Origin of the sequence: Magnetospirillum sp. SS-4, assembly GCF_902729425.1 — a bacterium.
GTDB lineage: Bacteria > Pseudomonadota > Alphaproteobacteria > Rhodospirillales > Magnetospirillaceae > Phaeospirillum.
Genome location: NZ_CACVCH010000042.1, coordinates 1 through 13,080 on the forward strand (window position 1 = coordinate 1; position 13,080 = coordinate 13,080).

Below are 13,080 nucleotides of genomic sequence, written 5' to 3' on the forward strand. Positions count from 1 at the left end.
GCATCCCGGTCCGACGATGTCTTGACGGCGCCATGCGATCCTTCCACCCTGCCGGGAGGATATGGCGAGAACAAGGGGCGGCGCATGACTCATCCGGCCAAGGCCTTCTGGTCCGAACGCACCGAACCGTTTGGCCGGACCTCGTCGAACGCCAGCCTGTTCCGTTTTTTCGGCCATGGCGGGTTCGACTTCACCGGCAAGGCGGTGCTGGAGGTCGGCTTCGGCTTCGGCGCCGACCTGCTGGAGGCGGGGCGGCGCGGCGCCGACATTCATGGCGTCGACATCAGTTCCCAGGCGGTCGAATCCATGATCGCCAGGACCGGGCTGGACACTTTCCGCCAGGGTGACCCGTCCAGGGACCCCATCTCCTTTTCCAGGACGTTCGACGCGATCTATTGCCGCGACACCATCTATTATTTCACCGACGGGGAGATCGCGGCGTTCGCCCGTCACTGCCGCGCCGCGCTGGCGCCCGGCGGCGTGCTGGTCGTTCAGTTCATCGAGGGGAATTACCGGCGGACGGTCGAGGATGCCGCCTCGGTCGAGCCGGTCCGGTGGGGCGAGTGGAAAAGGATCGACGGCGTGTTCCACCCCGACAACCCCATCCGGATTCTCGATCCGGAAGTGGTGGTCCGCCTGATCGCCAGGGCCGGTCTTGACCTTGTCGGCAAGAAGACTCTGTGGGAGACCTACGGTATCCGCGAGGAGATCATGCAATCCAACCGCTATCTGATGTTCCGTCCCGTCGACGGGGCCGGTTGACGCCGCCGGATGTGTCGGCAACTTAACGAACGTCAAGGTGAGGACGGCGCGACATCGGCACGGTTACCCCAGCTTAGCGAAGGGCGTGTCATGGCCGAAAACGAGCCGGTGAATGTGAACAGGGAAACGGGCGGTCCGCCGGAATGGCTGACCTTGGCCCTGGAATGCCAACCCCTGGACGTGCGCGGCCTGCTGGCCGAGGGGATCGATCCGTTCGCCGCCGTCATGGAGGCGGCCGCGCCGATCGAGTTCGGCGGCTCGCTGGTCATCGACGCTCCGTTCAATCCATCGCCGTTACGCAGAATCCTGGCCGGGCGCGGCTTCTCCTCCTATGGCCGCAAGCTGTCGGAAGGCCATTGGCGGGTGTTCTTCCACCTGGACGGTGGCGCCGACTGGGAAAAGGGCGCCGATGTCGAGGTGATGCCGGAAGGCGCCATGACCTGGCGCGAGGAGGACGGCATCCATATCGACGTGCGCAAGCTGACGCCCCCCAATCCGATGCTGTCCATCATCCGCCTGATCGAGGGGATCGAGGGCGACGAGACCGTGGTGGTGCATCACGAGCGCGAGCCGCATTTCCTGGCCCCGGAACTGGCCGAGCGCGGCTGGCGCATTGCCCGCACCTCCACCGAGGTGGTCAATGTCCGCCTGTGGCTGGAGCGCGCCCGCTGATGTTTCCCGGAAGCCTGATGATGGGGGCGAAGGATCGCCTGTTGCCCCTCTCGGTTCCCTACCGCTTCTTCGCCACCGCCGTGGTGTTCCACATCGCCGCGTGGCTGGTGCTGGCGCTGGCCGGTCCCGACCTGTCCATGGGATTTCGCGGCGGCCAGGGCTGGGTCCTGGCCGGGCTGCATCTGGTGACGCTTGGCACCCTGGCCATGACCGCCATGGGCGCCGGCATCCAGTTGCTGCCGGTCTCCACCCGCCGCCAGCTGGGGCCGGTCTGGGCCTGCCGCCTGGTCTATTGGCTGTTCGCTCCCGGGGTGGCGCTGTTCGCCGTCGGCCTTGGCCTGCCCATGGCCGGGCTCCAGCACGCCGGCGCCACCCTCAGCATCGCCGGCATGGCGGTATTCGGCGGGCTGGTGGCCGGCAACCTGCGCAAGGTCGACGATCTGCCGGGCGTCACCCGCCATGCCTGGATGGCGGTGGCGTCGCTGGTGCTGCTGGCCGGTCTCGGCCTGCTTCTCGTCATCGACTTCACCAGCGGCATCCTGCCCGATCACGGCGCCATCGCCGCCGCCCACGCGGTGCTGGCCGGCTATGGCTTCATGGGGATGCTGGCGCTGGGGTTCGCCACCGTGCTGATTCCCATGTTCATCCTGGGGCCGGCGGTGGCCGACGCGCCCATCCGTCGCTCGGCCCTGTTCAGCGGCCTCGGTCTGGCCGCCGGAACTCTTGGCGCCGCTTTCGCGCTGCCGCTTGTGGCGGCGGCGGGAATCGCGCTGGGACTGGTCGGTCTGGGGCTTTATCTGCGCGCCATGCAACCCTGCATGAAGAACCGCATGAAGAAGCGGCTGGAGCCGTTCTTCCGGCTGGTCTGGGTGGCGCTGGTCCTGCTGCCGCTCGGCTTGCTGGTGGCACTGGCCCTGACCCTGGGAGCACCCGCCGATCCGTGGGGCACCCTGTGGGGCTTCCTGCTGGTGTTCGGCTGGCTGCTGTCGTTCGTCACCGCGCTGTTGCAGCGGATCATGCCGTTCCTGGCGTCGATGCATTCCTCGTCGCTGGGAGGCAAGCCGGCGCTGCTGTCGCATCTGGCGCCGAAGCTGCCGGTCGACATTCATCTCGCCTGCCATTCCGCCGCTCTGGTTCTGATCGGGCTGGGCATCGTCGGCGGTTGGGCCTGGCCGGTCCGTCTCGGCCTTTATGCCGGGCTGGCCGGCTCCATCGCCTTCGGCGTCTTCGCCTATCTGGTGTTCCGCCGCTACCGTTCCCACATGAAGGCGGCGGCAGCCGCCGCCAACCAAGGAGATTAGTCGTTCCATGAACACTCAGACCGGCGCCCTGTTGCATCAGGCTCACATGACCACCATCGAGGCCCTGCAATCGCTGGAGGAATTCCTTGGCGCGAACCGCAAGCCGCCGCAGGTGGACGATCTGGTGGCGCGCAGGATGAAGCAGCTGTCGCGCACGCTGCGTTCCGAGGTCGAAAGTCATTTCGGCTTCGAGGAGAACCACCTGTTCAAGGCCTTCGTCGAGCAGGGGGAGACCGGCATCGTCACCATGCTGACCCACGAGCACCGTTCGATCCTGCCGCTGGCCATCCAGGTGGCCGATCTGGCCCTGGCCGCCGCCGAAGGCGGCAGCTTCAGCGAGTCCGCCTGGACCGAATTCAAGGATGCCGGCTCGGAACTGATCGAGCGCGAGATCTTTCACATCCAGAAGGAAGAGATGGGTCTGATCGCAGCCATTTCCGCGTTGATCGATCCCGAGGCGGATCAGGAACTGGCCGACATCTATCGCCGCGAGGTGGGCTGATCGTTCCGGCCTGCGGCGGAAATCAGCCGCCCCGCCGCAGGCCGGCGACGATGTCCAGGTAATCGGGTTCGTCGTCGGGCGACAGCAGCCCGTGGCGGATCAGGAAGTCGGTGATCACCAGGTTGACGTTGAACTTGAAGTCGTCGGAATGGCGCACCCGTTCCGCCACCTCGGCCACCGGCATCAGTTCGAATCCGGAAATCTCGCCGTCGGTGTTGCGCGGCGTGAAATCCGCCGGCACCTCCAGGTCATAGCAGAACATCACGTCGGGCTTCAGGCCCCACTGGTCCTCCATGCAATAGGCGATGGCGCCCACCGGCCGGGCGGTGGCGGCCAGGGCGGCGGGAATGTCGGCCTCCTCGGCCGCTTCCTTCAGCAGGTTCTCGCGCAGCGACAGCCCGGCGGGCTGGCCGCCGGCCACCATGTTGTCCAGTTTGCCCGGGGCCACCGACTTGTCAGGGGCGCGGCGTCCGATCCACAGGTGCGGGCCGTCGGGCCGCCGGACGATGCCGTTGACGTGGATGCCGAAGGCGCGGATGCCGAACAGGCTGACCACGCCGCGATCCACCGTCATCAAGGCCGGTTCCGAGAAGCTTTGGACCACCCGGTAGCGCTCGCCGCGCAGGCGCGGCGTTCCCCAGTCGCGATGAAGCTCGGCCGCTACCCGGTCGATCGCCTCGTCCCGCAGGGCCGGGGTCGCCAGCGCCGGATGCAGGATGACGCGGCCGCCATCCAGGCGGAAGACGTCGGGAAACGCCTCCAGCCGTCGGGCGACGTCGTGCCGCACTCGGCCGACCGGATGCCCGTCGACGACAAAGGGCAGGAACCTGTCGGGAGCGTGGCGGTTGCAGGCGCGGATATGATCCAGGAAGGACATGGGCGGATTCTCTGCCAGGGGGCGCGGGCGCGCCACCCGGGTGCGGCTCCGCCCGCCCGGAGTGGCCCCGCGAGGAGAGGCGTTCAGACCTCGTCCTCGATCTCCTCGTCCATGTGCTCCATGACCTCGGCCATGTCGTCGTCATCCTCGCCCAGGTCGGAAGCGTCCTCGATCAGGCCGCTCTCGTCGTCCTCGGCGCCATCGTCGCCGGCCAGGACCTCGCCATCGTCGTCGACCGCCACCAGGTCATCGACCTCCAGGTCCGCCACCGGCGCCATCACCGCCGCCACGGGGGCGGCCGCCTTGGCCTCGGCCTGGGCGGCGCTGCCGCGGCGGACCTTGAACGTCACCTCCGGCTCCACGTTGGCCCCGCATTTGGGGCAGACGATGGGAGTGCGCGTCAGGTCGTAGAAGCGGCATCCGCAGCTTTGGCATGTGCGCTTCTGTCCCCATTCCGGCTTGGCCACGTTCGGTCCTCCTGTCAGTCGCGGGACGAGGTCGTCTTCATCCCTGAAGGGGGCATGTGCCATGTTCCCCTCCGCGTGTCAAAATGAAAAATCCCCTGCGGTGCAGCATGGAACGCGGCTCTATGACGCGGATGCCGCCTGTGGTAGAGCTTCGGCCAATGCCGGCCGTGGCCGGAAAATGCCAGTTGGAGAGGTCATGGCGAAACCCCTGATTTCGGAGCGCGCCCCCGCCCTTGCCGGATCGGCGCGGGTTCCCGGCGACAAATCCATTTCGCACCGCGCCCTGATGCTGGGCGCCCTGGCGGTGGGCGAAAGTGTGGTGACCGGCCTGCTGGAAGGCGACGACGTGCTGCGCACCGCCGCCTGCATGCGGGCGCTTGGCGCCGAGGTCACCCGGCTTCCCGACGGCTCGTGGCGGCTGTTCGGCCGTGGAATCGGCGGTCTGGTGGAACCGGCCGACGTGCTCGACATGGGCAATTCCGGGACCGGTGCCCGCCTGCTGATGGGGCTGGTGGCCACCCATCCCTTCACCTCCGTCTTCACCGGCGATTCCTCGTTGCGCTCGCGCCCCATGCGCCGGATCTCCGACCCGCTGAGCCGCATGGGGGCCCGTTTCCACGGCCGCGACGGCGGCCGGCTGCCGATGGCGGTGATCGGCACCGACCGGCCGGTTCCCATCGTCTACGAGCTTCCGGTGGCCTCGGCCCAGGTGAAGTCGGCCATCCTGCTGGCCGGCCTCAACACGCCGGGCGAGACCACGGTGATCGAGCGGGAAGCCACCCGCGACCATACCGAACTGATGCTGCGCAATTTCGGTGCGGCAATCCGGACCGAGGCGGCCGAGGGCGGTGGACTGGCCATCACCGTCACCGGCTTTCCCGAACTGACCGGCCGCTTGGTGGCGGTGCCGGCCGATCCGTCGTCGGCCGCCTTTCCGGCGGTGGCGGCGCTGCTGGTGGAGGGCTCGGAGATCCGGCTGCCCGGCATCGGCGTCAATCCGCTGCGGGCGGGGCTCTACCAGACCCTGCTGGAGATGGGCGCCGACATCGCCTTCGAGAACCGCCGCGATCAGGCCGGCGAGCCGGTGGCCGATCTGGTGGTGCGCTCGTCGCGGCTGAAGGGCATCGCCGTGCCGGCCGAACGCGCCCCGTCCATGATCGACGAATATCCCATCCTGGCCGTCGCCGCCGCCTTCGCCGAGGGCACCACCCGCATGAACGGCCTGGGCGAACTGCGGGTCAAGGAAAGCGACCGGCTGGCCGCCATGGCGAAAGGCCTGGCCGCTTGCGGCGTCGCGGTGGAGGAGGAGAAGGACGCCCTGATCGTCCACGGCACCGGCCGTCCGCCCGCGGGCGGCGGCGCCGTCGCCACCCATTTCGATCATCGCATCGCCATGTCGTTCCTGGTGATGGGCATGGCCTCGGAGCAGCCGGTGCGGGTGGACGACGCCGAGGCCATCGACACCTCGTTTCCCGGCTTCGCCGATCTGATGAACGGCCTCGGCGCGCGGATCGGGGCGGCGTAGCCATGCCCTACACCGTCAAGGAGATTTTCCACAGCCTCCAGGGCGAGGGGGCGCAATCCGGCCGGGCCGCTTTGTTCGTCCGCTTCGCCGGCTGCAATCTGTGGAGCGGCCGCGAGGAGGATCGCGCCGATTCCGCCTGCGGGTTCTGCGATACCGACTTCGTCGGCGGGACCAAGTATCCCGACGCCGAGATGCTGGCCGAGACCGTGGCGGGGATGTGGCCGGCGGCGGCGGGCGGCCCCCGTCTGGTGATCTTCACCGGCGGCGAGCCGGCCCTGCAACTGGACGCCGTCCTGGTGGCCGCTCTGCACGACCGGGGCTTCGAGGTCGCCATCGAGACCAACGGCACCTTGCCGCTGCCGCCGGGACTGGACTGGGTCTGCGTCAGCCCCAAGGCCGGCACCACCCTGGCGGTGACCCGGGGCAACGAACTGAAGCTGATCTTCCCCCAGGCGGACGCTCGGCCGGAAGCCTTCGAATCCCTCGACTTCGCCCATTTCTTCCTTCAGCCCATGGATGGGCCGGAGCGGGATGCCAATACCCGCGCCGCCATCGCCCATTGCTTGACTCACCCGCGCTGGCGGCTCAGCCTGCAAACCCACAAGATCGTCGGAATACCCTAGGATAGCCCGGATGCCCTCGTTCCGCGTCAGCCGCCGCATCGAGATCGATGCCGGCCACCGCATCATGACCCACGGTTCCAAGTGCCGGAACCTGCATGGCCACCGCTATGTCATCGAGGTGGAATGCGAGGCCCGCCATCTGCACGGCAGCGGCGAGCAGACCGACATGGTGGTGGATTTCGGCTTCCTGAAGGACGAGATGATGCGCCTGATCGACGCGCCCTGCGATCACGGCTTCATCGCCGCCGACGCCGATTCCGAGTTGCTGGCGCTGTTTGCCCCCGCCGATGGCGCCGCCGGCTGGCTGGATAGCCTGCGGGCCGAGGTGGCCCTGCGGGGGGCCGCCCTCACTTCCGACACCCGGATGATGACCAAGCTCTACGTGGTGCCGTTCCAGCCCACCGCCGAATGCCTGGCCCGCCACTGGTTCGGGCTGCTGGCCGAGCCGGTGGCGCTACGTTCCGACGGATGCGCCCGCCTGGTGGCCGTCCGGGTGTGGGAAACCCCCAACTGCATGGCCGAATACGCGCCGAAATAGGCGCTATAGCCCTCGCGCCACCGCCCGCCACGCGATGTCGCGGCGGCAGAAGCCCTCCGGCCAGTCCAGCCGGTCCACCGCCTCGTAGGCCCGCCGGCGCGCCTCGCTGACCGTGGGGCCGATGGCGGTGATGCCCAGCACCCGGCCGCCGGTCGCCACGACCTTGCCGTCCCTGGCCGCCGTGCCGGCGTGCAACACGGTGACGCCCTCGACCCGGCCGGCTTGGTCCAGGCCGCCGATGACGGTGTTCTTCTCGTACGGGCCGGGATAGCCCTTGGCGGCCATCACCACCACCAGGGCGACGTCGTCGCGCCAGTCCAGGGTGACGCCGCCCAGGCGGCCCTCGGCGCCGGCCATCAGCACCGGAGCCAGGTCCGACTTCAGCCGCGCCATCAGCACCTGGCATTCCGGATCGCCGAAGCGGACGTTGTATTCCAGCAGCTTGGGGCCATCCGCCGTCACCATGATGCCGGCGAACAGCACGCCGGCATAGGGCTTGCCCTCCGCCGCCATGGTGCGGACCAGCGGCAGGATGCAGGTGTCCATGATCCGGGTCTGAAGCTCGGGCGTCACCACCGGGGTAGGGGAATAGGCCCCCATGCCGCCGGTATTGGGGCCGGTGTCGCCGTCGCCCACCCGCTTGTGGTCCTGGGCGGCGGCCAGGGCCACGGCGTTGGTGCCGTCGCACAGCGCGAAGAAGCTGCATTCCTCGCCGTCGAGGAATTCCTCGATCACCAGTTCATCGCCGGCGGCCCCGAACACCTTGTCGCCCATCATCATGTCGATGGCGGCCAGGGCCTCGTCCAGGGTCATGGCGACCACCACCCCCTTGCCGGCGGCCAGCCCGTCGGTCTTGACCACGATGGGGGCGCCCTTGGCGCGGACGAAGGCCCGCGCGGCTTCCATATCGGTGAAGCGGCCGTACCAGGCGGTGGGAATGCCGGCCTTGGCCGCCATGTCCTTCATGAACCCCTTGGAGCCCTCCAGTTCGGCGGCGGCGGCCGAGGGGCCGAACACCTTGATTCCGGCGGCGCGGCACTTGTCGGCCAGACCGGCCACCAGCGGCGCTTCCGGCCCCACCACCACCAGATCGATGGATTTCGCGGTGGCGAAGGCCACCAGGTCGTCCACCGCCTCGGCGTTGATGGCGACGCACTCGGCCACCTGGGCGATGCCGGCATTGCCGGGCGCGCAATAAAGGCCGGTCAGCAGCGGCGATTGCCCCAGCTTCCAGCACAGGGCGTGTTCGCGCCCGCCCGAGCCCACCACCAGAACCTTCATGGCACTCTCCATCGAACCGTTCGGCGGGGTTTTAGCATGGCGGTGGAGGTTTGCAAATCGGCGGGCTTTGCGCCACCATGCCCCGGCCATGACCGAAGAGCCCCGCCCCCCGTCCAATATCCCCGAATATTCCGTCAGCGAGCTGTCGGGGTCCTTGCGCAAGACCGTGGAGGAGACCTTTTCCTTCGTGCGGGTGCGGGGCGAGATCTCGGGGTTCAAGCGCCATTCCTCCGGCCATCTCTACTTCGCGATGAAGGATGCCGAGGCGGTTCTGGACGCGGTGTGCTGGAAGGGCCAGGCCGCCCGGCTGGGCATCGGCCCCGAGGACGGCATGGAGGTGGTCGCCACCGGCCGGCTGACCACCTATCCCGGCCGCTCCAAGTACCAGATGGTGGTCGAGCGCATGGAACTGGCCGGGCAGGGCGCCCTGCTGAAGATGCTGGAGGACCGCAAGAAGCGTCTGATGGCCGAGGGATTGTTCGCCACCGAGCGCAAGCGGCCGATTCCCTTCCTGCCCGAGGTCATCGGCGTCGTCACCTCGCCCACCGGCGCGGTGATCCGCGACATTCTCCATCGGCTGGCCGAGCGTTTTCCCCGCCGGGTGCTGCTGTGGCCGGTGGCCGTCCAGGGCGATGGCGCCGCCGCCCAGGTCGCCGCCGCCATCGACGGCTTCAACGCCCTATCCCCCGGGGGGGCGGTTCCCCGGCCCGACGTGCTGATCGTGGCGCGGGGCGGCGGCTCGCTGGAGGACCTGATGGCCTTCAACGAGGAGATCGTGGTCCGCGCCGCCGCCCGCTCGCTGATTCCGCTGATCTCGGCGGTGGGGCACGAGACCGACACCACCCTGATCGACTTCGCCGCCGACCTGCGCGCCCCCACCCCCACCGCCGCCGCCGAGAAGGCGGTGCCGGTGCGGGCCGAACTGGTGGCCGGCCTGGCCGAGCAGGGCGCCCGGCTGGCGGGGGCGATCGTGCGGGGGATGGAGGAGCGGCGGCGTCATCTCGACCATGCCTTCCGGGCGCTGCCCCATCCCCGCCGGGTGATGGAGGATTGCGCCCGGCGGCTGGATGACCGGGCCGAGCGGCTGGACAACGCCCTGCCTAATCTGGTGGAACGCCGGCGGGCCGAACTGGACCGGCTTGGCGGTCGTCTCGACACCTCGATCCGCGCCGTGCGGGTTTCCGAGATGGCGGCGACGGAACGTTCGGCGTTGCGGCTGGAACAGTTGGATCAGCGTCTGGCGGCGGCGATGCCGCGCCTGCTGGGCGAGCGGAGCGGCCGGGTGGAGCATGCCGGCAAGCTGCTGGAGAGCTATTCCTACCGGAACGTGCTGGAGCGTGGCTACGCCGTCATCCGTGACGATGCCGGGCATCCGGTGGTTTCGGCGTCGGCAATCCGGTCCGGCTCGGCCCTGGCGCTGGAATTCGCCGACGGCACCATCCATGCCGTGGCGCAGGGACAACCGCCCGCCCCGGCGGTCAAGGCGCGAAAAACCCCGGCATCCGACGGACGCCAGGGCAGCCTGCTATAGCGTGGCCTACTTCGCCCGCGATGTGGCGTAGACGCCGCGCTGGTCGGGAATCGGCTTGAACTTGTCGGAAATGCCCAGGACTGTCTCGGCGCCGCCGAGATAGAGGAAGGCGTCGTCGGGCACGATCCGGCTCATGTTGTCCAGCACGCGGGTCTTGGTGGGCTGGTCGAAATAGATCAGCACGTTGCGGCAGAACACCACGTCGAACTGGCCCAGCGGCTTCAGGTCGTGCAGCAGGTTGTATTCCCGGTACTGGACCATGCCGCGGATGGCGGGATCGATCTGCCACATCTCGGCGGTCTTCTTGAAGTACTTGACCAGCAGCTGGATGGGCAGGCCGCGCTGGACCTCGAACTGGGAGTAGAGACCGGCCTTGGCCTTTTCCAGCATTTCGGTGGAAATGTCGGTGCCGAGGATGTCGATCTTCCATCCGGCCAGCTTGGCGCCTTCTTCCTTCAGGACCATGGCCAGGGTATAGGCTTCCTGGCCGGACGAACTGGCGGCCGACCAGATGCGGATGGTCTTGCTGGCGGCCCGCGCCTTCAGCAGGTAGGGCAGCACCACGGTCTTGAACTGCTCGAACGGCTTGATGTCGCGGAAGAAGAACGACTCGTTGGTCGTCATGGCCTCCGTGACCTCGCGCAGCAGATCCTCGCCGGCACCGCGCAGGCCCCCGACCAGATCGTCCAGTCCCTTCATGCCGCGCTTGCGCGCCACCGGGGTGAGACGGCTTTCCAGCAGGTAGGACTTGTCGCGGGTGATGATCAGACCGGACCGGTCCTTGAGCAGTTTGGCGACGAAATCGAAGTCTTCGGGCCGCATGGGTTTAGCGCCTCGCCGCCAGCTTGATGATCCACGGAGCGATTTCGGGCAGGGGCAGAACCGCCGAGCAAATGCCCGCCGTCGCCACTGCTCCCGGCATGCCCCACACAACCGATGTGGCCTCGTCCTGAGCGATCACCGTTCCCCCCGATGCCACCACCGCCTGTCCTCCCTTCAGTCCGTCCGATCCCATCCCGGTCAGGATGCAGGTCAGCACCCGCTTGCCGTAGGCGGCGGCGACGCTGCGCAACATGGGATCGACGGACGGCCGGCAGAAATTTTCCGGCGGGTTCTTGTTCAGTCTCAGCACCTTATCAGGACCCTTGGTTTCTATCACCATATGAAAATCGCCCGGGGCAATATAAACGCGCCCATTGCGGACGACCTCGCCGTCCTGGCCCTCGCGGGCCTCCCAGCCGGAAACGCGGCTGATATGCTCGGCCAGGATGGTGGTGAAGGTGGCCGGCATGTGCTGGGTGATGACGATGGGCTGCGAGACGGTGCCGGCCCGCATGATGCCCAGCACGGCGAACAGGGCCTGCGGCCCGCCGGTGCTCGATCCGATGGCGATGATGTCGGGCGCCTCTGCGGCGTGGGTCCGCAATTGCAGCGGCCCGGCCGGGTGAATCTGGACCTTGGGGACCGGATTGGCGATGGGGCGGCTGGCGGGCGGAGCACCGCCGGGGCGGATGGGGCGCTTGGGGTCGCGGCGCCGCGCCTGGCCCAGCGCCTTGATCTTGCCCACCAGTTCCGCCTTGAACTCGATGCCGCCGGCCAGATCCCTGGTGGCGGTCGGCTTGGGGATATAATCGGCGGCGCCCATCTGCATGGCGCGCATCGAGATGTCGGCCCCCTTGAGGGTCAGGGTCGACTGCATGATGATCTTGACGCCCGGATCAACCTGCAACAGCTTGGGCAGCGCCGTCATGCCATCCATCACCGGCATTTCGATGTCGAGGATGATGACGTCGATATCGCTGCGTTCCAGCGCCGAGATGGCCATCTGGCCGTTACCGACGGAGGCGGCGATCTGAATGCCGGGCTCGGCTTCGAGGATGCGGGTGACGAGGCCGCGGACCACGGCGGAATCGTCGACCAGCATCACCCGAATCGGGTCGCTTGCGGGGCTGCCGACAGCCGTCGATGAGGGATCTGAAGCCATTCTGTGCGCTTTTCCGCAAGCCGCCTAGAGCAGGCCCACTTGCGAGAACTTCGCCTGCAGGATTTCGCTGTCGAACGGCTTCATGATGTATTCGTTGGCCCCGGCGGTGATCGCCTCCTGGATGTGCTCGATATCGTTTTCCGTGGTGCAGAACACGACGACCGGGTGGTCCCCCCCCGGAAGCTTGCGCATCTCGCGCAGGAAATCGATACCGTTCATGACCGGCATGTTCCAGTCGAGCAGAACCGCATCGGGCATGGATCGCTTGCACGCTTCAAGGGCCTGGGCGCCGTCCTCGGCCTCCTCGGTCTTGAAGGTCAATTCATGCAGAATTTTCTTGGCCACCATCCGGATGACCTTGGAATCGTCGACGATCAGACAGGACTTCATGCCCAAGCTTGCCTCCGGTGGAGAGGGTGTGGCCGCGCCCAACGGTGGCCGCCCCCTTCGATGGTCACGTAACTAAAGCCTATACTATTCGTTCCGCGTGAAATCCAGCAGCTTCCCCACGTCCAGAACCACCAGCAGCTTATCATCAAGCCGGTAGATACCGATGGAGAATTCGCGCCAATGCGGGTCCAGCGTCGGAGGATTGCGTTCGAACTTGGCGGCGGGCAGCGACAGCACCTCGCCAACCGAATCGACCATGAGGGAGTAGAGCTCGCCGCCCATGTCGACCACGACGCTCATGCCCTTCTTTTCCTCGGCCCGTTTCTTGAGGCCGAGGCGAAGGCGGACGTCGATGGCGGTGACGATGCGCCCGCGCAGGTTCAGGCTGCCGGCCACCTCGCGGGGGGCAAGCGGAATGCGGGTGATCTTCTGCGGCCCCAGGACGTCCTGAACGGTCAGCACCGGAATGCCGAACAGCTGGCCTTCGATGAACATGGTGACGAAGTCCTGGGTCTCGGGAGCGGCCAGCTCCGTCGACTGGCGCTTGCCGGCGGGGACGATCTGATTCACTTCGTGGCCCCCCTGATCGCGGATTGAGTCATCTCGGCATCGGCTGTGCGGAGTGTG

Annotated in this window: 15 protein-coding genes; 8 read left to right on the plus strand and 7 right to left on the minus strand. The window is 67.7% G+C overall.

Annotated elements, in window-relative coordinates; genetic code table 11:
- The 4 genes from MTBSS4_RS05220 to MTBSS4_RS05235 form a co-directional block, all read left to right on the plus strand.
- Window positions 1–762, plus strand: a 762-nt coding sequence (locus MTBSS4_RS05220; RefSeq protein ID WP_217425505.1) for a bifunctional 2-polyprenyl-6-hydroxyphenol methylase/3-demethylubiquinol 3-O-methyltransferase UbiG, incomplete at its 5' end; no start/stop codon positions are given.
- 90 nt (window positions 763–852) lie between these two features.
- Window positions 853–1,434, plus strand: a complete 582-nt coding sequence (locus tag MTBSS4_RS05225; RefSeq protein WP_173982343.1) for a DUF2249 domain-containing protein — start codon at window positions 853–855, stop codon at window positions 1,432–1,434.
- A complete protein-coding gene (locus MTBSS4_RS05230) occupies window positions 1,434–2,735 on the plus strand; it encodes a hypothetical protein (RefSeq protein ID WP_173982344.1) in 1,302 nt (433 codons plus the stop codon). Before MTBSS4_RS05225 ends, MTBSS4_RS05230 begins: the two co-directional genes overlap by 1 nt.
- A 7-nt stretch (window positions 2,736–2,742) precedes the next feature.
- Window positions 2,743–3,237: a hemerythrin domain-containing protein gene (locus tag MTBSS4_RS05235; RefSeq protein ID WP_173982345.1), complete on the plus strand. Its 495-nt coding sequence runs from the start codon at window positions 2,743–2,745 to the stop codon at window positions 3,235–3,237.
- Window positions 3,238–3,259: 22 nt separating this feature from the next.
- On the opposite strand, the gene MTBSS4_RS05240 is transcribed toward MTBSS4_RS05235, so the two are convergent.
- Both MTBSS4_RS05240 and MTBSS4_RS05245 read right to left on the minus strand, forming a co-directional pair.
- On the minus strand, window positions 3,260–4,114 hold the full coding sequence (locus MTBSS4_RS05240; RefSeq protein WP_173982346.1) for a DUF4743 domain-containing protein: 855 nt from the start codon (window positions 4,112–4,114) through the stop codon (window positions 3,260–3,262).
- An 83-nt stretch (window positions 4,115–4,197) separates the two neighbouring features.
- Window positions 4,198–4,581, minus strand: coding sequence for a TIGR02300 family protein (locus MTBSS4_RS05245; protein WP_173982347.1), 384 nt, complete (start codon window positions 4,579–4,581; stop codon window positions 4,198–4,200).
- Window positions 4,582–4,777: 196 nt separating this feature from the next.
- On the opposite strand from MTBSS4_RS05245, the gene aroA reads away from it, so the two are divergent.
- The 3 genes from aroA to MTBSS4_RS05260 are packed head-to-tail and all read left to right on the plus strand — an operon-like array spanning window position 4,778 to window position 7,267.
- Window positions 4,778–6,106, plus strand: a complete 1,329-nt coding sequence (gene aroA, locus MTBSS4_RS05250) for a 3-phosphoshikimate 1-carboxyvinyltransferase (protein ID WP_173982348.1) — start codon at window positions 4,778–4,780, stop codon at window positions 6,104–6,106.
- A 2-nt stretch (window positions 6,107–6,108) separates the two neighbouring features.
- Complete coding sequence (gene queE / locus MTBSS4_RS05255; RefSeq protein WP_173982349.1) at window positions 6,109–6,729, plus strand: 7-carboxy-7-deazaguanine synthase; 621 nt, start codon at window positions 6,109–6,111, stop codon at window positions 6,727–6,729.
- 10 nt (window positions 6,730–6,739) lie between these two features.
- Window positions 6,740–7,267, plus strand: coding sequence for a 6-carboxytetrahydropterin synthase (locus MTBSS4_RS05260; RefSeq protein ID WP_173982350.1), 528 nt, complete (start codon window positions 6,740–6,742; stop codon window positions 7,265–7,267).
- Between the two features lie 3 nt (window positions 7,268–7,270).
- On the opposite strand, the gene purD is transcribed toward MTBSS4_RS05260, so the two are convergent.
- Window positions 7,271–8,548 (minus strand): phosphoribosylamine--glycine ligase, encoded by a 1,278-nt coding sequence (gene purD / locus MTBSS4_RS05265; protein WP_173982351.1) that lies wholly within the window; start codon window positions 8,546–8,548, stop codon window positions 7,271–7,273.
- 88 nt (window positions 8,549–8,636) lie between these two features.
- Here purD and xseA point away from each other — a divergent pair, with 88 nt between their 5' ends.
- The gene (gene xseA, locus MTBSS4_RS05270) at window positions 8,637–10,079 is read left to right on the plus strand and encodes an exodeoxyribonuclease VII large subunit (RefSeq protein WP_254432389.1); all 1,443 of its coding nucleotides are present in this window, start codon (window positions 8,637–8,639) and stop codon (window positions 10,077–10,079) included.
- Between the two features lie 6 nt (window positions 10,080–10,085).
- Here the strand turns inward: xseA and MTBSS4_RS05275 are convergent, their stop codons facing one another.
- The 4 genes from MTBSS4_RS05275 to MTBSS4_RS05290 form a co-directional block, all read right to left on the minus strand.
- A complete protein-coding gene (locus MTBSS4_RS05275; RefSeq protein ID WP_173982353.1) occupies window positions 10,086–10,901 on the minus strand; it encodes a protein-glutamate O-methyltransferase CheR in 816 nt (271 codons plus the stop codon).
- 4 nt (window positions 10,902–10,905) lie between these two features.
- Complete coding sequence (locus MTBSS4_RS05280) at window positions 10,906–12,063, minus strand: chemotaxis response regulator protein-glutamate methylesterase (RefSeq protein ID WP_173982354.1); 1,158 nt, start codon at window positions 12,061–12,063, stop codon at window positions 10,906–10,908.
- Between the two features lie 24 nt (window positions 12,064–12,087).
- Window positions 12,088–12,453, minus strand: coding sequence for a PleD family two-component system response regulator (locus MTBSS4_RS05285; RefSeq protein WP_173982355.1), 366 nt, complete (start codon window positions 12,451–12,453; stop codon window positions 12,088–12,090).
- A gap of 84 nt (window positions 12,454–12,537) precedes the next feature.
- Window positions 12,538–13,023, minus strand: coding sequence for a chemotaxis protein CheW (locus MTBSS4_RS05290; protein WP_173982356.1), 486 nt, complete (start codon window positions 13,021–13,023; stop codon window positions 12,538–12,540).
- Between the last annotated feature and the right edge of the window lie 57 nt (window positions 13,024–13,080).